A 22,696-nucleotide genomic window follows, 5' to 3' on the forward strand; every position below is an offset into this window, starting at 1 on the left:
CCGCAGAACGGTCCTGGGCGCGGCCCTGGCCGTTGCCGCCGCCTTCCATCTGGTGGCCCCGGCGCGTGCCGCCGAACTCGAGCAGACCTCGATCACCCTGGGCGTGGGCGGCAAGCCCCTGCTCTACTACCTCCCGCTGACGATTGCCGAGCAGAAAGGCTTCTTCAAGGAGGAGGGTCTCGACGTCACGATCAACGATTTCGGGGGTGGTGCGAAGTCGCTGCAGGCGCTGATCGGTGGCTCGGTCGATGTGGTGGCCGGTGCCTACGAGCACACCATCCGCATGCAGGCCAAGGGACAGGACATCAAGGCCGTCATCGAGCTCGGCCGTTTCCCGGGCATCGTGCTGGCCGTGAAGAAGGAGCTGGCGGGCGAGATCAAGTCGCCAGCCGATCTCGTCGGTCGCAACGTGGGTGTGACCGCACCTGGTTCGTCGACGAACTTCTTCGTCAACTACCTCATGGCCAAAGCCGGGGCGGATCCGGCGCAGGCGGCCTTCATCGGGGTAGGTGCCGGCCTGAGTGCTGTCGCGTCGATGCAGCAGGGCGAGGTCGAGGCCATCGTCAATCTCGATCCGGTGATCTCCAAGCTGGAAGCCGACGACACCATCGTGATCCTGGCTGATGCACGCACGGAGTCCGGGACGAAGGAGATCTTCGGCGGCTCCAACCCGGCGGCGGTTCTATACCTGAAGAACGATTTCATCGAGGCCAACCCGAACACGGTCCAGGCACTCGTCACCGCGTTTAAGAGGGCACTGGACTGGCTGGCGACGGCTACCCCGAAGGACGTCGCGGCCACGGTGCCCGAAGCTTATTACCTCGGCGACAAGGACCTTTATCTGCGGGCGGTTGCTGCCAGCAAGGAGACCTACAGCCGGACCGGCATCATCCCGCCGCAGGGCATGCAGAGCGCCTATAACATGCTCAGTCAGTTCGATCCGGAACTGGCCAGTGCCAAGATCGACCTGAGCGCGACCTTCACCGATCGATTTGTCGAGGCGGCGGGAGGCTAGGGATCAGCCCCTCTCATGAAAGACCCATTTGATAGGCCACCCTCTTGGGGATCGCGGCCGTCTGGAGCGTGGCGAATATGGTGCGATGAACGGTGTTGACGGTGCGCAGGGCCGGAATCGGCTGGAGCACGCGCCAGAAGGGGCATCATCGAAACAGGTGAATGATGCCGAGAAGGTCGCTGCCCTTGAGCTCAGTCGAGCTGGACGCCAGACGTCTGGATGATAGGCGCCCACTTGGTAAGCTCGGTCTTGAGGTAGGTCGCGAGTTCCTCAGGTGTCGAGCCGACCGCGGTCACGCTCAGCTCCTTGAGCCTTGTGGCGGCCTCGGGATCCTTGACCGCTGCCAATGCCGCACCATGCAGCCGCCGGATGATCGACTGAGGCGTGCCGGCCGGGGCGAAGAGGGCATTCCAGGAATAGATCTCGTATCCGGGCAAGGTCTCATCGACGGCCGGCAGTTCCAGGATCGTGGGCGCACGCTCCTTGCTGGTGACGCCAAGGCCGCGCAGCGTGCCGGCCCGGATATGTTCCAGCGACGGCGGCAGGTTGTCGAACATGATCGGCACGTGGCCACCCATGACGTCGACCAGTGCCGGCCCCGCCCCCTTGTAGGGCACATGGAACATGTCGACCCCGGCCATGCTCTTGAACATTTCGCCCGAGAGGTGGGAGGGGGTGCCGTTGCCTGCGGACGCATAGCTGTATTCGCCTGGGTTGGCCTTGAGCAGGTCGATCAGCTCCTGGACGTTGTTGGCGGCAACGGCGGGATGCACGACCAGCACGCTGGGGAAGCGGGCCAACAATGAGATCGGGGTGAAGTCCCGCACGGGGTCATAGGGAATCGTCTTGTAGAGCAGCGGATTGAGCGCGTGCGTCGCCACCGTCGCCATCAGGATCGTGTAGCCGTCGGGCACGGCCCTGGCCACGGCGGCCGACCCGATGGTGCCGCCGGCCCCACCACGATTCTCGACCATGATCTGCTGGCCCAGATGACCGGTCATCTCCTGGGCGATGAGGCGTGCCACGAGATCAGTCGATCCCCCGGCGGAGAATGGCACAACGAGTGTCACGGGCCGGCTCGGATACGGAGCTTGAGCCTCGGCTGGTGCCGGCACCCAGCCGCCGGACACCATCAGCGTACCAAGCCCCAGCACCGCACGCCGGCGCAGGATAGAACGTGACGCTGACATAGCGACTCCTGGTTATGTGTGCCGCCCCACTCAACGGAGGTGACAGGACGGCGTCACCTTCCGCACACCGTACCACCTGCACCCCAGTGGCCCAGCCGTATCGCCGCCCTGCCTTGCCATGTCGGTCCTTGTGGCTGGGTCTGGCAGAATATTTCGAAGAATAGGTGGAGGTGGCTTGAAGCAGACTGTTGCCCGTTAGGCCGACATCAAGATAGCGCTCCGATGAGCCCCCACTGTATTACCTGTGTTGGTCGATGACTATGGCTTGCCCTTACCGCAAGTGTACATGTCACCTTCCTTGAGCATGAACTTTATATCTCCCTGCGTAATCTTGAACTCACCCGCAGTGATATGGCAGACCATGTCGTGGTCCATTGGCTTTTCTGGAATAGCTGCTCCAGGCTGAAACACGACATCCCGTAGCATGAGGGTCTTGTAGGCGGAGATCATCGAGTCCTGCGTGCCGAGCTCCACCACCCGAACACCGGGAGCAGTCTCCTCGCCTTCATCTGGGGCGTACGTCCTGGCGAGTGCTGGTGTCGTCAAGGAGATCAAGGGCGTGGTGGTGGCAACCGTCAGACCGAGCGCCATCGTCGTCCTGCGCCTCATGTCTTCCTCCCAGATGCGCAAAAGCACACGCAGGCTAGTAGATTGTCAACCAATTGGGCCTGCCCGGGCGCTGAAGGTCGTCCCGGCGGACATTATGTGGGTCCGGCATGTTCTCCATTGGTTTGAAGAACACTCAATCAGCCAGTTGGACGCTCGCCATGGAGACTGGCGCGAAAGCCCGAGGTTCGTAGCTTGGCGGTAGAACGTGGCGGATCGGCGGGTGCCTGTGGGGTGTGACAGCTGCCCAATCCACTGTCTGTCGAGGTGAGATCGGCGGTGTCGTCCCCTCGATGCCGGTCAGCCGGCGAGTTGATCAGCCCTTCGCAGGTTCATGGCCGTGCAGAGCAGCCAGAGCTGGCAGCGGTTGCGGATCAGGCCGCGGTAGCGCACGTGCTGGTACAGGTAGCGGCGCTTCATGGTGCCGAAGATCTTCAAGGGTCTGGCCGCGCAGCGGCGTGATCGCGAGGTTCATCCACTTGTGCCAGCTCGGCTGGCGCTTGGCTTGATGCCGGCGGTGCACGATCCGGTCGGTGATGCCGATCTCGGCCAGGGCCTCCCGTCTTTCCAGCGACTCGTAGGCCTTGTCCGCCAGCACCGCCGCCTCGTCACCACAGATGAGGGCATCGGCAGCGATGCTCTCGCCGATGTCGGCGCTGGTAAGGATCGCCTTGCGGATCAGGTCGGAGCCTTGGTCCACCGCCAGATGGGCCTTGTAGCCGAAGAAGCTGCGTTGCCCTCGGCGGGTGAAGCCGACTGTTGGATCGCGCTCCGATACCTCGCCATCGCGCATCGGCGGCCGCTTCACATCAGCCTCGACCAAGGTCGCATCGATCAGCGTGCCCGCCTTGATGACGAGGCCGCGCTGTTCGAGTTGCGCGTTCAGCGCGTCGAACACCGCTTCCGCCAGGCCCCGCCTCGGCCAGGTCGAACCGGGAAAGCGTCGTGGCATCTGGCACCGCATCCTCCAGGCCAAGCCCGCAAAAGCGCCGAAAGCTCAGCCGGTCGGCCAGGTCTTCTTCCAGATCCCGATCGGACAGCCGATACCACTGTTGGAGCAATAGCACCTTGATCTGGACCAAGGGCGGGTAAGCCGGCCGCCCCGTCGATGCTAGGCGCATCGGCTGCAGCGTCGCCTCGATCAGTGCCCAGTCGACCTGCGCCCTGACCCGCTCCAGGCGCAGGTTGCTGCCAAAGGCCGCCGGCAGCAGCGCCTCCACCAGGCTCACCTGACCCACCGCCTTGCGCACCACCGGCCGCCTCCCATCCTGATTGGCAGGATCGAATCACAGCAGCACGGCCAAGGCTAGGGTTTCGCGGCAGTCTCCCAGGGCCGATCCGTTCCCTGTCGTGCTCTGGATGTCGACGGAGTTATCTCCCTGATCTCCGGCGAGGGAGCCATTGGCACTCGCGGTCGCCAAACGGACGGTCGTCGTCGCCCAACCACGTTTCGTGTCCGCGACCGCGGCGACCTCGTTGTTTCCGGCGCTCAGCCCCCCGCTCGGCTCGTCGAGAACATGGATGGTGGCACCGTCCCGTTCGCTCACGTAGGAGGCGGTGAGCGTGTCGTCGCCGGACCCTCCGAGCAGGTCGATGTCGCTGGAGACCCCCGCCCGCCATGCGCGGCCCGCTTCGGATCTGCCCGCGCAAGCTCTTCGAACCTCTCCAGCGCGGAGGTTCGCTCAGCACTGCCGCATCGTTGGCTCACAGCGGCGCGGGCCCGCGCCGTCCTTGCACGGGAAGCAGCTACGGAACCGTCGCGCCGCGCGTATTCGCGATGATGGCCTTCGTCTCAGGATCCGCGCTGTCGCATTCCTTCGGGTACTGGTCGTCCATGTAGCCCATCACGACGTTCCAGTTCTCACCCGCCGCGTTCGCCTCCGAGCCGGAGCTGACGCACCGGCTTTCACGCGATTTGGCGACGGCCGCGATGCAACGCCACAGTGGATATCGCGTGTCGCGCTTGTCGGCTTCGGCTTCAAGCCACTTGACATAGTCGGCCACCGCGAAGAACGCCCGGTTTTCGAACAGGGTCCCGTACATCTCAAATCCCTGACCGCAGAGCAACGTGTTCTCGAAAGCATCTGGATTGTTGACGCCGTCGAAGCCCGAAACACGCGACCTGATGTTATCGTAGCTGCTCTTCTTCGGAAAATATTTCGCTAAATCGTCCACCTGGATCGGAGCGCCATCGGGGGAGGCGGGCTTTTGGATCGTCAGCGTGTTGGTGAACAACATCCAGCGCCAGATAAAATCATTCACTTGCCCGATCTGCTTGTCGTCGGCGGCCATATAGCCGGTGTCGACGACCTTCGGCAGGAACTTGTTCTTAAAGAGCTTCTGAGGGACGGCGTAGGTCGACTTCGCTCCATCATACATGAGCTCAAGGATCACCGTCTGCTGATCGATCAGCAGAGTGTATCGGGCGTGCACGACCGACTTGGGATCGGAGTCATCGTCTCGCGCGGTGCTTTTCGATCGGAAAGCATAGCCGGCCGGAAGACCACCGGCGCCGTTGCCGATGGCCATGATCGGATAGCTGGTGAAGCCATGATACGGCGTGTCGTTGAAGGCGGCGTTCCAAGGCGAATTCCATGCCGTGGTCGGGCTCGCGTCGCCGACATCGAAGCCGGAGTTGCCCGCCACGACCTCGAAGTTGAAGCCGCCGTTCGCCCACACGGTTTTCGAGCTGGAGAAGCCGCAAAACGTGGGTGAAAGGTCAGCGAAGACAGGCTCCGGTTGGAGGATTGACATCTGATCCCACAGGCTTTGCTGATTGAAGTTCTCGGGAAGACCTTCGATGGGTACCGGTATGTCGAAGGAGATTTCGGTGAACGTGTCCTTCGCGAACATGTTTGGACCATCGTAGTACCGAAGCCAAACCGGTGGATTTTCATTTCCCTCGCATTTGCGAACGCTTACGCGAAACGCGTCGGGCCTTTGGGTGGTCGTGAAGTATTTGTCGCCGACGATGCCCGTCGCATCACCTTCCGCGTCCACGTAAACGGCGGCTTGATCAGCACCATCGACGCTCAGCTGCTTCAGACCGGACAGTTGCGTCAGGTAGTCTCCAGAGCTCGATGCGTCCGCCGCGACCGTCTCGACCCAACAAGCTGTCAATGCGATCGAACCGGCGAGTGAGAGGACCAGCAACCGAGCAAATCGATGGGCCGACATTCATATCCCCTTCATGGTGGCCCTGATGAACTAGCAGGTCTTAGCACTACTCTGCCATGTTCATAGTCGGAGGTGATAGTGGAGGCGCTGCTGGCAGTTGGGGGCAGCGCAACAAGACACGGCTGATTGCCGTCAGGATCCGCTGCCGGATGGCGGGCAAGCTGGGCCTTGGCGGCGGTCCGGGCTCTGGTGGGGTGGCGGTACGTTTTTCCCCCCAGCCGCAGGTGCTGGAGGAAGGCGAAGGCGAGCTGGCGCAGGTTGCGGGACTGGCAGACTGCTGGAGTATGGATCCGGCTGCACCGGGTGCTGCTCGATCGGCTGGGCAAGGCCAACGCGATCGACTGGGGCCGGGCCTGCATCGACAGCGCCTCGTTTGCGGCGAAAAGGGGGGCGACGCGATCGGGCCGAACCCCACGGACCGCGGCAGGCCGGGCTCGAAGCGTCATCTGCTCACCGATGCCAACGGCATCCCACTCGCGCTGATCCTCACACCGGCCAACCGGCACGACAGCAAGCTCCTCGAGCCGCTGATCGACGCCGTGTTGCCGCTCCAGCAGTGCGTCGGATGGCCAAGGAAGCGACCCGACAAGCTGCACGCCGACAAGGGCTACGACTTCGCGCACTGTCGTCGTGCCCTGCGCCGGCGCAAGATCGAGCCCAGGATCGCTCGGCGCGGCATCGACAGCAGCCAGCGACTGGGTCGGCACAGGTGGGTGGTCGAGCGCACCCTGGCCTGGTTCAGCCGCTTCCGCCGCCTCACCGTCCGCTACGAGCGGCGCCTCGATATCCTCACCGGATTCCACCTGCTCGCCGCCAACCTCATCTGCCTCAAGTTCGTCAAACGGTGGTTCTGGTAGGCGCTCTTAGATCGCGTGCCGCACCGTTGATCAGCCTGGTGCCGAAGCCCTGCGAGGTCGGCTGCTGCACCACCGGCCCGCCTTCCTCCCGCCAATGCAGCGTCAGGACCTGCTCGTCCTCTTCGCCGTTCAGCGTCCATCCTAGCCGCACCCGTCCACCTGCTGATGACAAGGCACCGTGCTTGATGGCGTTGGTGCCAAGCTCGTGCAGGATCATGCTCAGCGGCATGACCTGGATGGGCACCAGGGTAACGCCTGGACTTGGCTCGACGGTCACCGCCTCACTGCCCAGCATGGTGGATACCCGAGAGGCCAGCTCCTGCAGGTCGGGCCGCACCTGGCCCGGCAAGGACAGGTCGTAGGTACCGATCAAGGCATCAAACGAGCCACGGCCACGTAGAGAGCTGATCGGCGGCCAAAGGTCCTGAACATTGGCCACCGCCTCAAGCGCGACGGCTGGGCATGCTATTTCGCCAGATACTGATCCAGGAACGCTGCAATCTCCGTGATCGCCTCCTTCGTTTCCGGCGCTGCCGGATCGAACAGGTACTGCGCGTGCGACATGCCTTCAAAGACTTGCAGCACCGCAGGAACCCCGGCCTGACGCAGCTTGCGGTGGGTGCGAACCGTGTTGCTGAGGAACAAGTCGCGCGTGCCTGTCGTCAGGATCGTCGGCGGGAACCCGTGGAAATCCCCGTAGATGGGCGAGAGCTGCGGGTCCTTGAGATCATGACCGTTGGCATACAACAGGGCCGCCTCCGCCAGGTAGCCGCGATAACGGACCAGGACGTTGTCCACCCATTCATTGGTCTTGTAGCTGTCGCCCGTCTCCGTCAGGTCCGCCCAGGGCGTGCCTGCCGCGATGGCCGCTGGCAGCCTCAGCCCCTCCGCTTTGGCCCGCAAGATCATCGCGAGCGTCATCCCACCGCCCGTTGACGAGCCGACAATCGCCATGCGGCTGGGATCGTTCATCGCCAGCGCTGCTTTCCAGACTGCCATTGCGTCATCCATGGCCGCCGGATAGGGCGCATCAGGCGGCATGCGGTAATCGAACTCGATAACCTTGTAGCCGCCATAGGCGGCCATCAGCATCGCCTCAAGCGTGCCCGACTCGCCCGGCCCATCGACGTAACCGCCGCCATGCACGTTGATGATCAGCTGGTTTCGGTGCGCCTCCGGTATGGTTTTCGGCGTGAGGATGAAGCCTTTCACCCCGCCAATGACCGTTGGCTCGATCGTGACGCCCAGCATCTCGCGCGCTTTCGCCAAGTCCGGCAGCGCCGCGTCAGCCAGCATCTTGACGCGCGCCCGCCACGCATCCGGGGTGGCCGGGACAGCATTCCAAGCCGGCTGTCCGTAGGGCGCCGCGATCAACGCTGCCGCAGCCGGCCCCAGATTGGTTGGAACGGGGATGGTCTTGGCCGGCGTAACGCGAGGCCCGGCCTTGGCGTTGGCTGCGTTCAGCGCTGCGTCCGCAGCCGTGACATCCTGCGCCTGAACCAACATCGGGGGTGCAAACAAGCAACTCAGCGCGAGTACCGCGATCCGGCAGGTCAGGGCCATGGCTATTTCCTATCGCGCCGGGGCGACGCTTTTCACGATCGAGTAGAACTGAAACCTTTACCCGCGGGAAGCCCCGCAAGCTATTTACATGGAGATCGAGACCGTCAGCCAAAGGTTCCATCCTGCCGGTCGGTTTTCTTCGGCGAACTCGCGATAGGCTTTCAGATTGATGTAGCCTTGTTCGTCACCGACCGGAAACAGGTAGCCGGCCTGCGGCCCCAATGCGGCGACGCGGGACTTGTAGTCACCAAGAGTAGCACCTTCACCCCGATCGGGGGTCAGCTGCTGGTAGTAATAGCCAACCACACCGAACTGGAACTTGTTCGCTATGAACTTCGACGCCGCGAAATCGATGTGGGCATCGATGCCGTTCTGATAGTTGGTTTTGGTGTTCTCGAAGTTGTAGGTAAGACCACCAACTGCCGAAAACTCGTAGCCAGTTTTCTGATCAAAATAGGTGTAACCAACACCGGCATCCTGGCCCCAGTGTTCGATGCTGAAGTTGGCGAGCCGGGATTGATCGTACGTGCCGACTGGTACATTGGTGAGCGTGTAGACCAGATAGTTGTTCACCCCCGAGTTCCACCGAAGGGCCGCCGCCGGGCCGACGTCCATGAAGCCCAGCCGGGAATCCTCCGTGTCACCGACAGTGACCGACATCTCCCCGAATGCGCCGACCAGGCTGAGCGCCAGCTGTCCGTCGAGCACCGGCGTCGCGAACGCATAGCTCACCGCACCGTAGGCAATATCCGCGGTCTCGGACACATCGGAAATGGACGCGTTCGAGTGGTAGTAGCTCAAGGCGATCGACCATCCGGGCTCGCCCGGCACCGCTGCCAGGCTTGCGTACGAGCCCGGCAGGTACAGGCTTGCTCCCCCTTCGTCTGCAAGCGACAGGTTCGACATTGGGAGGGTCAGAACTGCACCCAACAGTGCCGCGGTCCCAGGCAGGGACTTGAACGCGTTCGTCAGCATGGTCACGACGCTCACTTTCCGGTGGCCGTGAGGCCAGTGATGGGACTTGGCGGAAGCCTTGCGAAATCAAGGCGTGACCACAGAACTGGTAGGCGGCTCGGCCAGGAGGACGGCGCTGTTGAACATCAACAGGCCCAGGAAATACATGCCGCCCACGACCAGCAGTCCGACGACGATCAGGACAGGAACCAGCGCAGCCGCCGGCGTGACGAGCACGAACAGCGCCCCGATCAGCCAGACCAGCGCGATGACCGCGACGGGAACTTCGAATGCCCCGAGATCAAACGCGCCAACCTTTCGGTCGAGTTTCTTCCGCACGGCCAGGTAGAGAACGACCGTCGCGCCATAGCTCATGATCGGCAGGATCGTCGATGCCGTGATCAGCTGGAGCATCGCTTCGCCGGGCAAGGCCAGCATCAGCAAAACGCCACCCACAAAGATCAGGATCGTCGCCGGGATCGGCGTCCGGGTGCGCGGATGGACGCGGCTCATCCATCGGGATGCAGGAAAGCGGCCGTCACGCGCCATCGCGTAGACGAGCCTTGCCGCGGTTGCCATCGTCACCATGCCGGCAGCGAAAAAGGCAAAGGTGATCGCGACCATCAGGGCCGTCTTCATGACCGGCCCGAGCTGATCTTGCATGATTTCGGCTACCGGCGACCTGCTGGCGCTGATCCGAGCGACGTCCGGTATCGCGATGGTGAGCGCCACGAGGAACAGCAGTCCCAGCACGCCAGCGGCGACCACCGAGCCGACGATCGCGCGTGGGACGCTGCGAAAAGGGTCCTTGGCCTCCTCGGCGAGGTTGGCCGCAGCATCAAAGCCAGTAAGTGTGGCGAGTCCCATCAGCATGGCGAGCATCACGCCGCCGCCGACCGCGAAATAGTCGACGTCGGCAGCGGCAACCCCACGCGAGGTCAGGTTGTCGAGGGAGCCCAGGCCAGTGAGCGGCACCGCGATCGACAGCAGGACGACGAGCAGGATGACAATCGCTACCTCGATCCCGACGGCGGCCCCGTTGATCATGCCGACGATGCGCGTCGAGACGATGGTCAGCACGGCCTGGACGAGCAGGATGACGAGCGTGATCCATCGGGCGGTCTGCTCGTCCGGCTCCATGCCGGCCAGTGGCATGAACGCCTGGCTTGCCAGCGCGTTGTCCACCGCGACCACGCCGATGCCCAGGTAGCAGAAGCTCATCAGCCCGAACCACCAGCCAATCCTCGGGTTGGCCAGCCGTGATGCCCATTGATACGACGAGCCGCTGAGCGGAATGCGCGCAGCGAACTGCGCCATGACCAGTGCCACGAAGGTCTGGCCAACAGCCGCGATCACCCAAAGCCAGATGCCGACAGGTCCTGCAGTCAGGAGCACATCGTCATAGGTCCCGAACACGCCGACCGCCACCGAGATGAACGCGAAGGAGACCGCGAACACCTGAAACGACCCTAGAGTCCGCTTCAGTTCCTGGCGATAGCCGCCAACCTCAGCGACAGGTTCTTCACCGCGCGCTTCATGCGGCGTTTTCATCATGCGACACCTTCTATCTTGAGCCGCGATGACGAAATCCGCCGCGTTTACTAGGCGTAGATTGTTTGCCCAACCTCCACAATCGTAAATACACTGGCCACGCGCACGGGCGCATCATGGCGCCCGATACCGTCTGGCCTGTCCACTCCTAAGCTACTGAATGGCTTGAGAAGATCAGTCTACAAGCTTGGACGGCGAGGCGCGGGTCTGGTCTCGATCAACAAGCCGAAACGCCGAGAGAACCCGGAAACGGATCTTGTATATACTTTCGATCCATATCCGTGATCCTGATCGCGCACAAATAACTGGCCACGCTCGGGGAATAATGATCCCCTGCCGCCAGGACAGCAACGGGGCACATCAGTGAACACCACATTATCCACCGAGCATGTCCTGATCATCGGTGCCGGCCCGGCCGGCCTGTTCGCCGCCGGCGAGCTTGCCCGCCACGGCGTGAACGCGCGCCTGGTCGAGCGCCAGGCCACCCCGCACAAAGAGGCGCGGGCCACGGCGATCCAGCCGGCGGTGTTGGAGGTGCTAGGCCGTGCCGGCGTGCTGGAGCCCTTTCTCCAGATCGGCATGCCGATCCGGTGCGTGCGGATCATCGGCCCGGCCCTCCAGGAGATCGGTGCGAGCACGCTGGACGAGATCGACTGCCCGCACACCTTTGAATGCGCCCTGCCGCAATGGCGCACCGAGCGCATCCTGACCGAGCATCTGGAAGCCCTGGGCGGCACCGTCGAGCGCGGCGTGCAAGTGACCGCTATCGAGGAGGCACACGACAAGCTGGCGGTGACGCTGCGCCATGCGGATGGGCAGGTCGAGCGGCTTTCGGTGGACTACCTGCTGGGCGCTGGCGGCGCACACAGCATCACCCGCAGCTCCATGCATGAGTCGCTGGAGGGCTCGACCTATGGCGGCCAGTTCGTGGCAGCTGAGGTGCAGACCGGCCTGCCCATGCCGCGTGACGAGGCTAGGCTGTTCGTCGGCCCAAAAGGCCTCGTGCTGCTGGCCCCGTTGCCCGACCAGCACTGGATCATGTTCGTGAGCGTGGACGAGGAAACCACCACGCCCCCCGATGAAGCCGGGCTGAATGCGCTGGTGAGCAAGCAGCTGGGCCGAGACGCCGGCATCCACGACGTGGGCTGGGCCAGCTGTTTTCGGATGCACTGCCGGGTGGCGCCCAGGCTCGCCGAAGGTCGCCGCTTTTTGCTGGGCGATGCCGGGCACCTGTCCAGCCCAATCGCCGGCGAGGGGCTGAACAGCGCGCTGATGGATGCTGCCGACGTCGCCTGGAAGCTGGCGCTGGTCCTGCGTGGTGCTGCCCGCCCGACGCTTTTGGACAGCTACGCCATCGAGCGCAGCCTGGCCGATCATCAGGTAATTAAGGCCTCCGACGCAGCGCACCAGCAAGTCATGGCCCTGGTGACGACCTTCGCCGAGGGCCGTACACTCGCCCAGGACGCGCCGGACGCGGCTCGCGACCTGGCGGTCAAGCGCAGCCGCGCCATGCTTGACCTCTCCTATGCCGGCAGTCCGCTGGTGGGCGAGCACCTGCCCGCCGAGGCACCGGCCGATCCCGCCTCCGGCACACGCTTTCCCGACCGGACGAAGCTGGCCGGCACCGGCCACCACCTCCTGGTCTTCGGTCCAGCCGATCTCGACCGCCTGCGCGAGCGCTGGACGGGAACGGTGGAGATCCTGGATGGCATCGCGACCGGCTTCGACGCGGCCCGTGCCGGAGTCCCCACTGGTGGCGCCGTGCTCGTCCGGCCGGACGGGATCATCGGCTTCCGCTTGAGCCAGGTCGACGGTCCTGGGCTGGCGGCGCTCGACGCCCATCTTACGCGCTATCTCATTCCCCATGAGCCAGAGAATGCTGCCTAGCCATGCAGTGAGGGGCAGCCATGGTGCGCACGGCAGTGGGTCAGGTGAGCCTGGTAGAAGCGCTGCTGCCGGGAGCTTATGGCAGCAATCAGCGGCCGGATCAGATCGGCATGCACAATGATCGGACGCCGATCAGGTTCTTCCTCGGGCTCGGGAGCCGGTACTCCTACCTGGCAGCGGCGCGGATCGGCGGCATCGCCGCGCGCCATTGCCGGGTCGTCGAGCGGTTGCCGGTCTACAGCCCTGATCTGATTGCCCGGGCGGGGGCGAACCCGTTCTCGGGCGCTCCCCCGTCGCCCCAATACACCCCACTCATGTTGTAGGACAACCCCTCTCCGATGGGCTGCGAGTATGGGAACATCAGGCATGCCGATTTTCATACGTTCGGTGCTGCGCTCGATGCATCTGGACATGCTCAACCGGACGGAGAGTGCCCGTCAGGCTCGCTGTCAGTTCCGGTCAGGACGCAGCGTCGGCCATAGAACGGCCTCTTCAGGCTTGGCACATGGCTGTACGGGCTGATCCGCCTCGAAGGCACGCACGACGCATTCCATCACGGTGGCGTAGGCAGCTTGCCCATCTGCACTGAGATGGATGTCATCACGATAGAAGTGCCTGGCTTGATCGCCCCTGCCCAGGACATCGTTCATCTCCAGCACGGCAATGCCCTGATCTGCTGCGAGGGCCGAGAGAACGCCGGCAAGATGCCTGGCCGTGTCGTCCTCTTCGTCGATCGCGTGGTGATGGAGGATTGCCACCCTGCCGTCAGCCTGGTGCTTTGCTTCCCGCAGGAGCGCTGCCAGGGAGGCGGAAGCGGCCTGTACGAGGGCAGGATCGGTTCGACTGCCCGACCTGGCCGCCTTCGGGCTGGAAAGGCGGAATGTCGGCAGGTACCGCGGCAGGTAGCGGGTTGCCACCTCCCAAAGAGCAAAGGGCGGCTTGACCCTGGGGAGGTCAGGATCGGGCTCGGCATCAAAGGTGGGCACATCGGTAAGATCGCGCACGGATGTGACCAGGATCACGAAGTCGGCGTCGAACCAACCGAACTCTTGGATATAGCCTAGCTGGTTTGCCGGACCCCACGACCAGGCGGAAATGTTGCCGACGGTGAATGAGGAACCCAGAGCAGACTGCAGCAGCGACGTTGCTATGCTCGCCTGATCGGTCAACGTCCCGCCATTCACCACGCTATCACCGATCACGAGGACCCGCTGCTCGCCGGCGAAGGCCTTCCGAGCAGGAAAATCAGGCGAGCGCATCGACCACCGATTGTAGGAGATCTCGTTCCCGAACCGGCGATAGGATGTCGAAGGTGCATATCGGTACTCGGTGAGGGGATCATCCACCAGCAGGGGTGGGTCACCTATCCCGAAAGCGCGCGCCACAAATTCCGCCGACAATGCCGCACACAGCAGCAAGACCACGCCCCGAAGCAATGCAGCGCTGATTGTCATGATGCTTGGCGTTCGGCCCGCAAGATTGGCATTCCCTGCCGCATCTGTTGTCGATCGCCATCCAAAAGGCGAGGGGGCAGGCCACCAGCGCTCAGCCATGAGCAGGTCGAGCAGATCGCCAGTACCTTGAACAAGGTGCTTCCGAGGCCTCGGTCTGCCGGAGCTTCAAGGTGCCGTGCTCGACGCTGCGTGATGCCTTGCAGCGGATCGGAGAGGCAGAAGCGGAACTCAAAGCGTAGGCCGTGTCAGCTATTCCGGCCTCGCTACGAGCGGCACGTAGTGGGTCAGATCCTCATCGGCCACGTTGACTGTACGTTGCGTCTCCGCAGACTTGTAGAGCGCCATCAGCATCTCCACGACCGCCACGCCATCGTGGAAGGTTTCCATCGGAGGCCGACCGGTCCGGAAGCACTCCACCATGTGCCGGTTCTCGTCGGTATAGCCGTAGACGCCAGCTTCATCCTCCAGGATCGGCATGAGCCCCTGCTCGGCATTCTGTTTCTCGACCAGATCCTCGCCCTCGGACCCAGTGACCTGCCGCGACATGAAGATCCGCAGCGGCGTGTTCAGGGAGGAAAATTCCAGCGCATACTCCGGCCCCAGCAGTTCCAGCTGGATCCGCAGACCAGCGCCGACATAGGCCCAAGAGGTGGTCGCCTCCACCACTACCTCATGGCCGTCTGGATCGACGAAGATCAGCATCCCGCGAGCAAAGTCCTCGGCAGGCCGCCGCGCGTAGTCCACCTCCGTGCCCATGCGCCGCTTCAGGTCCTCGACATAACGGGGCCGCGCCCATTTCAGCGTGGCCACCGTCCCGGTGGCACTCTTGAGCACAAGTGAACCGCGAGGTGCCCCTGGGGCGGTGAGCAGGAACCGGCCCACCTCGACCGAGTGGCACATCATGTCCAAGAGAACGCCACCGCCCTGCTGATCGCCGCGCCAGAACCAGGGCTCATGTGGACCACTGTGTTCCTCGGCAGCGCGCGCCAAGTAAGGCCGTCCGGCGGCCGGCACGGCACGGCGCCAGATGATCTCCTTGCCGCGGATCACGGCCGTCGAGAACAGCTGGTTCTCGAGGTAGCCATGATTAAGTCCTGCCTCCTCGGCCAGGCGCAGCATCTCCTTGGCCTCGTGCAGCGTCCGCGCCAGCGGCTTCTCGCAAGCCACCGCGAATACCCGCGAGGTCCCGTTCCTTACTGCGTCCGCGATCAGCTGCATGGTCGGGAGCCGCGTGTAATTCGGCGACAGGATCCAGACTGCGTCGACCTCGCCGGAGGACAGCAGTGCTTCCAGGCTCTCATGAGACGTGCAGGTCCCGAGTTCCAGCGCCGCCACTGCATTGGCGAATGCCTGTCGCTTGGCAGGCGTTGGGCTATAGACCGCCGTGACCTCGACGTTACGGACGCCCACCAGCGACTTCAGGTGGAAATGGGCGATGAACCCCGCGCCAATGAAGCCGACCCGCAGGATCCCACGGGTCTCAAACGTGCTCATCAGGTACCTCCGCTGGAGATGGCGTGTCGCTGGTGGACGTGGGCGGGCGGTATGGTAGTGCCGCGCAGAACCAGGTCGACCTCGACACAGATGCCGGCTGGCTTCGGCTTCCGACCCGAAAGAATACCGATCATCAGCTCCATTGCCTTGCCGCCAATCTCGCGGCGGTGCTGACGGATCGTTGTCAGGGGGGGATCGCTGACCTCGGCGAATACCGTGTCGTCGAAGCCCACCACCGATACATCCTCCGGAACTCGCCGACCGTGCGCCCGCAGCTCGTTGATGGCACCAATCGCCATGGCATCGCTGCTGGCGAACAGAGCCGTGAAGGAGACCCTGCGGGCCAGGAGGTTGACCACGCCTGCTCGCCCAGACGCGACATGGAAATCGCCGTACACAGTGAGGTCCGGATCCGGCGCAATACCGGCAGCGGCAAGGGCGGCCAGATAGCCTTGGTGGCGGCCCGCACTCATAGGCTCGGGCAGGGGGCCAGTCAGGTGCACGATACGGCGATGGCCGAGCCTGATCAGGTGATCGACGGCGAGCCTTGCCGCCGCCTCGTTGTCTATCATCACGGTCGGCAGGTCGGCCTGCGGGATGAACTCGAGTGCCACGATGATCGGGGGTAGGGCAGGTGCCATCGCGAGCGAGGGTGGCAGCCATCCCGTCATCAGAATCAACCCGTCTGCCTGCCGCCGCCGCACCATCTCCACATAATGCTCGATCCGCGCTGCATCGCTGCGGGCATCGCCCATGAGCACCCGGTAGCCAGCCGCGAACGCGGTCTCTTCAACGCCTTTATAGATGTCGAGATAGAAGGGATTGGAGATGTCGCGCACCAGCAGGATCACTGTTCGGGTCGCCTGACGGCGAAACTGCACCGCCTGAGCGTTCGGCACGAAGTTGAGCGCTGCCACTGCGGCCAGGACCTTCTCACGCGTCCCGGGCCGCACTGCCTCCGGGGTGGCCAGAGCTCGCGAAACAGTCGCCGTGGACACACCAGCATATTTCGCGACGCTGCGGATGGTAGACGTGCTCACTGCTTAGACCCGCAACTGCTTCTGCCGGCCATAGAGCAGCATCAGGCCCAGCAGCACGGCGCCGAAGATGATCTGCCGTCCCCAGAACTCAAGCTGCAGCGTCGTCAGCACGCTCTGGAGCAGGGTCAGCGCGATGGCGCCCAGCATGACGCCGAAATAGTTTCCGGCACCGCCTGCCAGCGACACCCCACCGATCACCACCGCAATGATCGAGGGCAGCACGTACTGGTCGCCGACGCTGATGAAGCTGTTACCGGTGTAGCCGATGACGCAGACGCCGGTGAGCCCGGCGAACAGCCCGGAAAGCCCATAGAGCAGCGTGCGGAGCAGCGACGTGGGCATACCCGTAAGCGCCGCGGCGCGCTCATTGGAGCCCATCGCATAGACGGCGTAGCCGAAGCTGGTCCGCCGAAGCAGGAACCACATGGCGACTGCGATCAGCGCCCAGACGAACAGGATGCCTGGCAGGCCCAGCAGCAACGGCTGGTTGACAAAGCTCATGAGCATGGGCGCGGCATTGCCGGATGGCGCGCCGCGGGAAAGCACAACGAGGCCACCCTGGATGACGCCCATCATGCCGAGCGTCATGACCAAAGGTGGAATGCGCAGGGCAGTGACACCCAGCCCATTGACGATACCGATCGCGAAGGTCACGCCGCCAGCAGCCAGAACCGCCGGCAGGATGGCACCATTCGAGCCGCTCATGACGTTGCCCGCGGTAAGCGCGCCCAAGGAGATCAGAGCACCGACCGAAAGGTCGATCCCCTCGCGTCCGCCGATCACCACCAGGCTCTGCCCAGCGGCGGCGATGCCCAAAATGGCCGCGACGGTCAGCAGCCGGGTGATCTGGTCGCCGCGCGCGAAGCCCGGCGAAAGCAGTTCGCCTGCCGCCAGCAGGACCAGAATGGCGATCGAAGCCAGAACCAGTGGTTCGGCCAAGAGGGTCTTGATGCGGTTCATCACCACCTCTAGCGCCGTGCCACGAGTATGCCGCCTGCCAAGGCCGCGAGCGTGATCAGGCCCTGAACCAGGGTCTGATACTCGAAGGGCAGGCCGGCAAAGAAAATCACGTTGCCGATCATGCCCAAGACCAGGGCGCCCAGTACCGAGCCGAAGGCACTGCCGGAGCCACCAGCTAGGGCAGTGCCGCCCAATACCACTGCCGAAATGGAGGACAAGGCCAGCATCCGCCCCATCAGCGGGTCGCCGCTCGCCGTCTCGCCGGTAAGGCACAGGCTGGCGAAGGCCGAGAACAGGCCGGCCAGGACGTAGCCCTGGATGCGGATACGCGCCACCGGCAGACCTGTCTGAAAGGCACCGGTCCGTGAGCCGCCGACCGCCGCCAGATGAGTCAGAAACGGCCGCCGCACCAGGATGGCGACGAGCAGCAGGGCCAGCGCAAAAATCCAGAGCGTGACCGGCAGGCCGAGCAGACTTCCCGAATAGGTCCGCCAATAGACTGCCGGCACCGGCAGCCCCGCCGTCGGCAGCAACCACAGCGCCATTCCGCTGAAGATGATGCCAGTGGCAAACGTCGTGACGATCGGCTGAAAGCGCATCACCGCCACGAGAAAGCCGTTGAACAGCCCAGATACTATTCCGGTCAGCAGGCCAGCCGTGACCCCGAGCAGCACGGCGCCTACCCCGTTGCCGACAGCGTTGATCACTGCGACGGTCACCACGTTCACCAGCGCGATAATCGCCCCCACCGAAAGATCGATGTCTCCAGCCAACACCACATAGGTCTGCCCGATGGCGACCAGTACCAGTGGCAGGAAAACCGTCAGGTTGGACTTCAGGACATTGCCGGTGAACAGGTTCGGCTGCAGGACCCCGTTGACCGCGACCAGCACGAGCAGCGCAGCCAAGGTCACCAGCCAGCTGCGCCCGCGCAGCACCATCGCCATGCCGGTCATGCGGCGTTTCCGTAAGCTGCGCCGGTAAGGTTGAGGGCCGTCAGCGCTTGACCAGACAGTTCTGCCGAGATCGCACCGCCGTTAAACACGAGGATACGATGGCAGAGGCCGAGAAGTTCGGCATCTTCCGAACTATAGAACAGGATGCTGGTGCCCTCGGCGGCGAGCCCGCGGACCAGGTCGAAGAAATCGGCCTTGGCAGCGAGGTCGATGCCCTTGGTGGGGTCGTCGAGCAGCAGCACCGAAGGCTTGGTCGCCAGCCAGCGGGCAATGAAGATCTTCTGCTGATTACCACCCGACAAGGAGCCGATCGGCTCCTCAAGGCCGGGATACCTGGTGTTGAGCGATGCTGCCGCCTGCCGGAAGCGCTCGGCCAGCCTGATCGGCCAGACCAGTACCCGACGTTCCCGGATAAAGCTCGCCGCAGCAATATTCTCGAAGATCGAGCGGCCGTGCAGCGCCGCGTCGCGCCCGCGGTCGCCGGAGATATAGGCGATGCCATGATGGACGGCGTCGGCTGGCTTGCGCAGCCGAAGTCCCATGTTACCGAGGCTAACCGTGCCGGAGGCGAGGGGATCGGCACCGAACAGGCCGCGCAGCAACGCTGACTGGCCCTGGCCCTGTAGCCCGCCGAGCCCCAGGATCTCCCCTGGCCATAACATGAGTGAAACGTCGCGCAGGCGCTGACCCGAGGCGTGCTCGACGATCAGGCGCGGGGCCTCGCCCGGCGGCCGTTCGACGTGGGGCGGGTGCAAATGCTCCGCCATCTCGCCGACCATCGCATGGACAACTCGATTCATATCGGTTTCAGCGGTCGAGAAGGTCGCCACCGTTTCGCCGTTGCGCATGACGGTGATCCGGTCGCAGATCTCAAACACCTCATCGAGGCGGTGCGAGATGAAGATCATCGAGACGCCTTGTGCTTTCAGGGCACGCAGCATCCTGAAGAAGAACTCGACCTGCCGCCGGTCGAGCGCAGCCGTGGCCTCGTCGAAGATGATCAGCCTTGGCCGGCGTGCCAGTACCTTCAGGATCTCCACGATCTGGCGTTGATCGGGTGATAGGCGCGCCACCAGCGAGTGCAGGGCGAGCCCGCTGCCGGCAACGGCGGCGAACTGCTCCAGCAGCGCATTCGCATCGGCCTGGAGCTTGCTGTGATCGATGAATCCCGCAGCTGTGCGTGGCTCGTGCCCGAGATAGATGTTCTCGGCAACGGTAAGCTGCGGCACCAGTGAAAGCTCCTGGTAGAACAGGGCTATGCCCGCCGCCTCGCTATCGGCTGGTCCCTTTGGTACCAGGGGTGCACCGTCGACCTCGATGCTGCCCCCATTCCGCAGCACCGTCCCGGCGATGATTTTGCATAGCGTGCTCTTGCCACAACCGTTGGCGCCCAGCAGGGCATGGATCTCGCCATGCTCCACGGTCAATGCGCCGTTCGACAAGGCGACCACCGCGTCGAACTGCTTGGTGACGCCGTGGGCTTTCAAGGCAGGTGGCATGGCAGGACCTTGAGATCGCGGACCCGCAGGAGGCAGGTCACGCGACAGGAAGTATCGAACTACTTAAAGAACTTGGCGGCTTCGTCGGGCGAGACGACCGTCGTCACTGACCAGTAGCCGGGCTTGCCTTCGGCCGCCTTCAGGGTATCGGCAAGGTTCTCGTTGGAGACGAACGGGATGGGCAGGTAGATCGCGTTGCCATACTGCCCGGTAAAGATGTCGTCCTTGAACTCCTTGCCCTGCAGCCGCAGCACGGTGACGTTCAAGGCACTGGCCATCACGCCGGGCGGATTGACCGACGCACCCGAGTTCAGCTTCTCGGCCGACCACAGGTCCAGGAAGTCCTTGCGGATCTCACCGGTCGCCGCGATGTCGCCGGTCTTGCCGGATGCCTGGATTGCACGCCAGGCGCCGGCCGCCATGCCGTCTTGGACCCATACCCCATTGATGTCGGGATAGGTTGCCAGCAGGTTCTGCATGGTTTGCTGACCCTGAGCCTGGTCCCAGTTGGCGTTGGCCTCGTTCAGCACCTTGATGTCCGGGTACTTCTCGAACACCTCGCGGTAGCCGGCGACCCGCATCTCGTTGGCAGGGTGTCCAGCCACGCCGTTGATGGTCACGACATTGCCCTTGCCGCCCAACGTGTCCGCCAGCCACTGCGCGGACTTGCTGGCCCAATCCTTCTGGTCGATGCCAACGTAGATGGCATCGGGCGACGAGACTTCGGCATCGGTCGCGACCACCAGGATCCCGGCTTCCTTGGCCTGGGCGAACACTGGATCAAACGCGGTTGGGCTGTTCGGGTTGATGATGATGGCGTTGACGCCTTGGTTCAGAAAGTTGCGCACCGTGCCGATCTGGCCCTGCGCGTCGACGTCCGAGCTCTGGATGACCAGCTCGATATCGACGCCCTTGTCCTTCCAAGCCTCGGCGGCCGCCTGGGCCTGCTCGATCATCTGGGTGCGCCACTCGCTGCCGACCCATCCGTTCGATAGGCCGATCTTGTACGTCTCGGCGAACGCAGCGCCGCTCATCAGGGCGACAAGGCCCGCCGCTAGGATGGTGATCTTCATGAAGCGCCTCCTTTGTCGAGTTGCAGCAACGTTCCATATCGATGGCACGCAGCGAGTGAACCCATTGATCTACTGTCTAGACAATGTAACCGGTTACGCAGCCCGTCAATCATGATGCTTGCCACTCCCACCACTCCATGGCTGGGCAGAAGCTGTTTCTAAGGGAGGCAAGGCAGGCAGCATGATCATACTGTTGTCAGCCGTGTTAAGTGCAGCTGCATGCCGAACATTAATTAAGGATGCTAACATGGGCATCGCCGTAGATGAGCAGGCAGGGGAGCGGCCTCGTCTCGTTAGGCTTTAGATCGGCTCAGGCTACTGTCTCGGATGACCCAGAACGACCTGTCTGAGACAGGTTCTGGTGTCTCGTGTTGTTGCCTTGCTGGGGTACACCTAAAGAAGACCAAGGATGGCGTTGCCAGTTGGGTCGAGGAGCCAAGGCAATGGTTGTTCTGGCAAGAATGGCCTGTCGCGCCATATAATGGCTTCTACGGCATGAACTGGAGCAGATGCCATGAAAGCCCGGGTGATGCCTGATGGTCGGGTGAGCCTGCCTGCGGACCTACGCAAGCGGCACGGCCTTGCTCAAGGCGGCGAGGTCATCGTCGAGGACACTGGTGATGCCATCGTGCTGCGCACGCTCGACCAGGTCGTGGCACGTGCCCAGGCGCTGAGCCGCAAGCTCACGGCTGGCAAGACTGACGCCTCGGTCGATGCCTTCCTTGCGGAGCGGGCACAGGAGGCGGAAGCCGAGTGACGGCTGTTGTGCTTGACGCTTCTGCCTTGCTCGCCCTGCTGTTGGACGAGCCAGGTGCCGACCGGGTGAAAGCGGTCCTGGACGGTGCGCTGATGTCGGCGGTGAACCTGGCGGAGATCGTCAGCCACTATGCCAAGCTCGGTGCCACACGTACCGACATTGAGGCTCTGCTTCGCTCCCTGCCGTTCCGCGTCGTACCGGTCGATATGGCCTTGTCCTATGAAGCAGGCATGCTGCGGCCAATCACGCTGGAGCGTGGCTTGTCGCTGGGTGACCGCTACTGTCTGGCACTGGCGAAGCGGGAAGGGGCCTTGGCACTCACCGCGGAGCGACGGTGGCCGGAGATCGCCAATGCGGCAGGTGTCGCCGTCGAGGTGATCCGCTAAAGGGGCAAAAGCGGCTCTGCCGGTTCTAAGCGGGAAGCAGCTCCTGCCACGCCTTGTCATGCAGCAGGTTCGTTCTCAGACGGGTATGGGGCTGCCAAGCCGATCAATTTCTTGGACGTAGACCTCAGCAGCCAGAGCAGTGCAACAAGCCTTATTTCATGTACAGCTCGAACGCGTTCACTGCGATCGCGAAATCCCGCGTGCCTGCAGTCGAGCTGCTGTACTGCATCGATAGGAACATCCCCTCGATCCTCCCGGTAGAATCACGTCGGGGCAT

General features: G+C 63.5%; 21 protein-coding genes and 3 pseudogenes. 7 read left to right on the forward strand and 17 right to left on the reverse strand.

What is annotated here, in order from left to right; all coding sequences use genetic code 11:
* Positions 1 to 13 precede the first annotated feature (13 nt).
* Positions 14 to 1,015, forward strand: coding sequence for an ABC transporter substrate-binding protein (locus VHL31_RS06540; protein ID WP_414653654.1), 1,002 nt, complete (start codon positions 14 to 16; stop codon positions 1,013 to 1,015).
* Between the two features lie 191 nt (positions 1,016 to 1,206).
* Here VHL31_RS06540 and VHL31_RS06545 read toward each other — a convergent pair whose 3' ends face one another.
* The 6 genes and pseudogenes from VHL31_RS06545 to VHL31_RS06565 all read right to left on the reverse strand — a co-directional run bounded on the left by VHL31_RS06545 (position 1,207) and on the right by VHL31_RS06565 (position 5,988).
* Positions 1,207 to 2,205, reverse strand: coding sequence for a Bug family tripartite tricarboxylate transporter substrate binding protein (locus VHL31_RS06545; protein WP_414653652.1), 999 nt, complete (start codon positions 2,203 to 2,205; stop codon positions 1,207 to 1,209).
* 258 nt (positions 2,206 to 2,463) lie between these two features.
* Positions 2,464 to 2,814: a hypothetical protein gene (locus tag VHL31_RS06550; RefSeq protein ID WP_329660404.1), complete on the reverse strand. Its 351-nt coding sequence runs from the start codon at positions 2,812 to 2,814 to the stop codon at positions 2,464 to 2,466.
* 297 nt (positions 2,815 to 3,111) lie between these two features.
* Positions 3,112 to 3,231, reverse strand: coding sequence for a transposase (locus VHL31_RS26870; protein ID WP_414653653.1), 120 nt, complete (start codon positions 3,229 to 3,231; stop codon positions 3,112 to 3,114).
* Between the two features lie 172 nt (positions 3,232 to 3,403).
* Positions 3,404 to 3,604 (reverse strand): annotated as a pseudogene (locus VHL31_RS26875) (IS5/IS1182 family transposase); the annotation flags it as partial.
* A gap of 16 nt (positions 3,605 to 3,620) precedes the next feature.
* Complete coding sequence (locus VHL31_RS06560; RefSeq protein WP_329660406.1) at positions 3,621 to 4,064, reverse strand: transposase; 444 nt, start codon at positions 4,062 to 4,064, stop codon at positions 3,621 to 3,623.
* Positions 4,065 to 4,557: 493 nt separating this feature from the next.
* Entirely contained in the window at positions 4,558 to 5,988 is a 1,431-nt protein-coding gene (locus VHL31_RS06565) for a hypothetical protein (RefSeq protein ID WP_329660407.1), read from the reverse strand.
* A gap of 249 nt (positions 5,989 to 6,237) precedes the next feature.
* On the opposite strand from VHL31_RS06565, the pseudogene VHL31_RS06570 reads away from it, so the two are divergent.
* Positions 6,238 to 6,845: pseudogene (locus VHL31_RS06570) on the forward strand (IS5 family transposase); the annotation flags it as partial.
* Here the strand turns inward: VHL31_RS06570 and VHL31_RS06575 are convergent.
* The 4 genes from VHL31_RS06575 to VHL31_RS06590 form a co-directional block, all read right to left on the reverse strand.
* Positions 6,826 to 7,284: a sensor histidine kinase gene (locus tag VHL31_RS06575; protein ID WP_329660408.1), complete on the reverse strand. Its 459-nt coding sequence runs from the start codon at positions 7,282 to 7,284 to the stop codon at positions 6,826 to 6,828. The pseudogene VHL31_RS06570 and the gene VHL31_RS06575 overlap by 20 nt on opposite strands.
* Before the next feature lie 26 nt (positions 7,285 to 7,310).
* Positions 7,311 to 8,408, reverse strand: coding sequence for an alpha/beta hydrolase (locus VHL31_RS06580; protein ID WP_329660409.1), 1,098 nt, complete (start codon positions 8,406 to 8,408; stop codon positions 7,311 to 7,313).
* A gap of 84 nt (positions 8,409 to 8,492) precedes the next feature.
* Positions 8,493 to 9,383 (reverse strand): SphA family protein, encoded by an 891-nt coding sequence (locus VHL31_RS06585; protein ID WP_329660422.1) that lies wholly within the window; start codon positions 9,381 to 9,383, stop codon positions 8,493 to 8,495.
* Positions 9,384 to 9,449: 66 nt separating this feature from the next.
* Positions 9,450 to 10,916: an APC family permease gene (locus tag VHL31_RS06590; protein WP_329660410.1), complete on the reverse strand. Its 1,467-nt coding sequence runs from the start codon at positions 10,914 to 10,916 to the stop codon at positions 9,450 to 9,452.
* 360 nt (positions 10,917 to 11,276) lie between these two features.
* Here VHL31_RS06590 and VHL31_RS06595 point away from each other — a divergent pair, with 360 nt between their 5' ends.
* Together VHL31_RS06595 and VHL31_RS06600 are read left to right on the forward strand one after the other, a co-directional pair.
* Positions 11,277 to 12,800 (forward strand): FAD-dependent monooxygenase, encoded by a 1,524-nt coding sequence (locus VHL31_RS06595; protein WP_329660411.1) that lies wholly within the window; start codon positions 11,277 to 11,279, stop codon positions 12,798 to 12,800.
* A 20-nt stretch (positions 12,801 to 12,820) separates the two neighbouring features.
* Positions 12,821 to 13,123, forward strand: coding sequence for a hypothetical protein (locus VHL31_RS06600; protein WP_329660412.1), 303 nt, complete (start codon positions 12,821 to 12,823; stop codon positions 13,121 to 13,123).
* A gap of 126 nt (positions 13,124 to 13,249) precedes the next feature.
* Here VHL31_RS06600 and VHL31_RS06605 read toward each other — a convergent pair whose 3' ends face one another.
* The gene (locus VHL31_RS06605) at positions 13,250 to 14,254 is read right to left on the reverse strand and encodes a hypothetical protein (protein WP_329660413.1); all 1,005 of its coding nucleotides are present in this window, start codon (positions 14,252 to 14,254) and stop codon (positions 13,250 to 13,252) included.
* Between the two features lie 155 nt (positions 14,255 to 14,409).
* On the opposite strand from VHL31_RS06605, the pseudogene VHL31_RS26615 reads away from it, so the two are divergent.
* Positions 14,410 to 14,493: pseudogene (locus VHL31_RS26615) on the forward strand (hypothetical protein); the annotation flags it as partial.
* Positions 14,494 to 14,503: 10 nt separating this feature from the next.
* Here VHL31_RS26615 and VHL31_RS06610 read toward each other — a convergent pair.
* The 6 genes from VHL31_RS06610 to VHL31_RS06635 are packed head-to-tail and all read right to left on the reverse strand — an operon-like array spanning position 14,504 to position 21,276.
* Entirely contained in the window at positions 14,504 to 15,748 is a 1,245-nt protein-coding gene (locus tag VHL31_RS06610; RefSeq protein WP_329660414.1) for a Gfo/Idh/MocA family oxidoreductase, read from the reverse strand.
* Positions 15,748 to 16,788: a LacI family DNA-binding transcriptional regulator gene (locus VHL31_RS06615; protein ID WP_329660415.1), complete on the reverse strand. Its 1,041-nt coding sequence runs from the start codon at positions 16,786 to 16,788 to the stop codon at positions 15,748 to 15,750. Before VHL31_RS06615 ends, VHL31_RS06610 begins: the two co-directional genes overlap by 1 nt.
* Positions 16,789 to 16,791: 3 nt before the next feature.
* Positions 16,792 to 17,748, reverse strand: coding sequence for an ABC transporter permease (locus tag VHL31_RS06620; RefSeq protein WP_329660416.1), 957 nt, complete (start codon positions 17,746 to 17,748; stop codon positions 16,792 to 16,794).
* Between the two features lie 8 nt (positions 17,749 to 17,756).
* On the reverse strand, positions 17,757 to 18,704 hold the full coding sequence (locus VHL31_RS06625) for an ABC transporter permease (protein WP_329660417.1): 948 nt from the start codon (positions 18,702 to 18,704) through the stop codon (positions 17,757 to 17,759).
* Positions 18,701 to 20,203 carry a sugar ABC transporter ATP-binding protein gene (locus VHL31_RS06630; RefSeq protein WP_329660418.1) on the reverse strand — a complete coding sequence of 501 codons (1,503 nt, stop codon included), beginning with the start codon at positions 20,201 to 20,203 and terminating at the stop codon, positions 18,701 to 18,703. The genes VHL31_RS06625 and VHL31_RS06630 overlap by 4 nt, the downstream gene beginning before the upstream one ends.
* A gap of 59 nt (positions 20,204 to 20,262) precedes the next feature.
* On the reverse strand, positions 20,263 to 21,276 hold the full coding sequence (locus VHL31_RS06635; RefSeq protein WP_329660419.1) for an ABC transporter substrate-binding protein: 1,014 nt from the start codon (positions 21,274 to 21,276) through the stop codon (positions 20,263 to 20,265).
* Positions 21,277 to 21,790: 514 nt separating this feature from the next.
* Here VHL31_RS06635 and VHL31_RS06640 point away from each other — a divergent pair.
* Both VHL31_RS06640 and VHL31_RS06645 read left to right on the forward strand, forming a co-directional pair.
* Positions 21,791 to 22,033, forward strand: coding sequence for an AbrB/MazE/SpoVT family DNA-binding domain-containing protein (locus VHL31_RS06640; RefSeq protein WP_329660420.1), 243 nt, complete (start codon positions 21,791 to 21,793; stop codon positions 22,031 to 22,033).
* Positions 22,030 to 22,419, forward strand: coding sequence for a type II toxin-antitoxin system VapC family toxin (locus tag VHL31_RS06645; protein ID WP_329660421.1), 390 nt, complete (start codon positions 22,030 to 22,032; stop codon positions 22,417 to 22,419). Before VHL31_RS06640 ends, VHL31_RS06645 begins: the two co-directional genes overlap by 4 nt.
* Positions 22,420 to 22,696: the final 277 nt, after the last annotated feature.

The organism is Geminicoccus sp. (assembly GCF_036263595.1).
Taxonomy (GTDB): domain Bacteria; phylum Pseudomonadota; class Alphaproteobacteria; order Geminicoccales; family Geminicoccaceae; genus Geminicoccus.

Coding starts and splice junctions, on each gene's coding strand:
- VHL31_RS06545 (WP_414653652.1), bottom strand. CDS start 2,205: ATGTCAGCGTCACGTTCTATCCTGCGCCGGCGTGCGGTGCTGGGGCTT.
- VHL31_RS06550 (WP_329660404.1), bottom strand. CDS start 2,814: ATGAGGCGCAGGACGACGATGGCGCTCGGTCTGACGGTTGCCACCACC.
- VHL31_RS26870 (WP_414653653.1), bottom strand. CDS start 3,231: ATGAAGCGCCGCTACCTGTACCAGCACGTGCGCTACCGCGGCCTGATC.
- VHL31_RS06565 (WP_329660407.1), bottom strand. CDS start 5,988: ATGTCGGCCCATCGATTTGCTCGGTTGCTGGTCCTCTCACTCGCCGGT.
- VHL31_RS06580 (WP_329660409.1), bottom strand. CDS start 8,408: ATGGCCCTGACCTGCCGGATCGCGGTACTCGCGCTGAGTTGCTTGTTT.
- VHL31_RS06585 (WP_329660422.1), bottom strand. CDS start 9,383: ATGCTGACGAACGCGTTCAAGTCCCTGCCTGGGACCGCGGCACTGTTG.
- VHL31_RS06590 (WP_329660410.1), bottom strand. CDS start 10,916: ATGATGAAAACGCCGCATGAAGCGCGCGGTGAAGAACCTGTCGCTGAG.
- VHL31_RS06600 (WP_329660412.1), top strand. CDS start 12,821: ATGGTGCGCACGGCAGTGGGTCAGGTGAGCCTGGTAGAAGCGCTGCTG.
- VHL31_RS06605 (WP_329660413.1), bottom strand. CDS start 14,254: ATGACAATCAGCGCTGCATTGCTTCGGGGCGTGGTCTTGCTGCTGTGT.
- VHL31_RS06610 (WP_329660414.1), bottom strand. CDS start 15,748: ATGAGCACGTTTGAGACCCGTGGGATCCTGCGGGTCGGCTTCATTGGC.
- VHL31_RS06620 (WP_329660416.1), bottom strand. CDS start 17,748: ATGAACCGCATCAAGACCCTCTTGGCCGAACCACTGGTTCTGGCTTCG.
- VHL31_RS06625 (WP_329660417.1), bottom strand. CDS start 18,704: ATGACCGGCATGGCGATGGTGCTGCGCGGGCGCAGCTGGCTGGTGACC.
- VHL31_RS06630 (WP_329660418.1), bottom strand. CDS start 20,203: ATGCCACCTGCCTTGAAAGCCCACGGCGTCACCAAGCAGTTCGACGCG.
- VHL31_RS06635 (WP_329660419.1), bottom strand. CDS start 21,276: ATGAAGATCACCATCCTAGCGGCGGGCCTTGTCGCCCTGATGAGCGGC.
- VHL31_RS06640 (WP_329660420.1), top strand. CDS start 21,791: ATGAAAGCCCGGGTGATGCCTGATGGTCGGGTGAGCCTGCCTGCGGAC.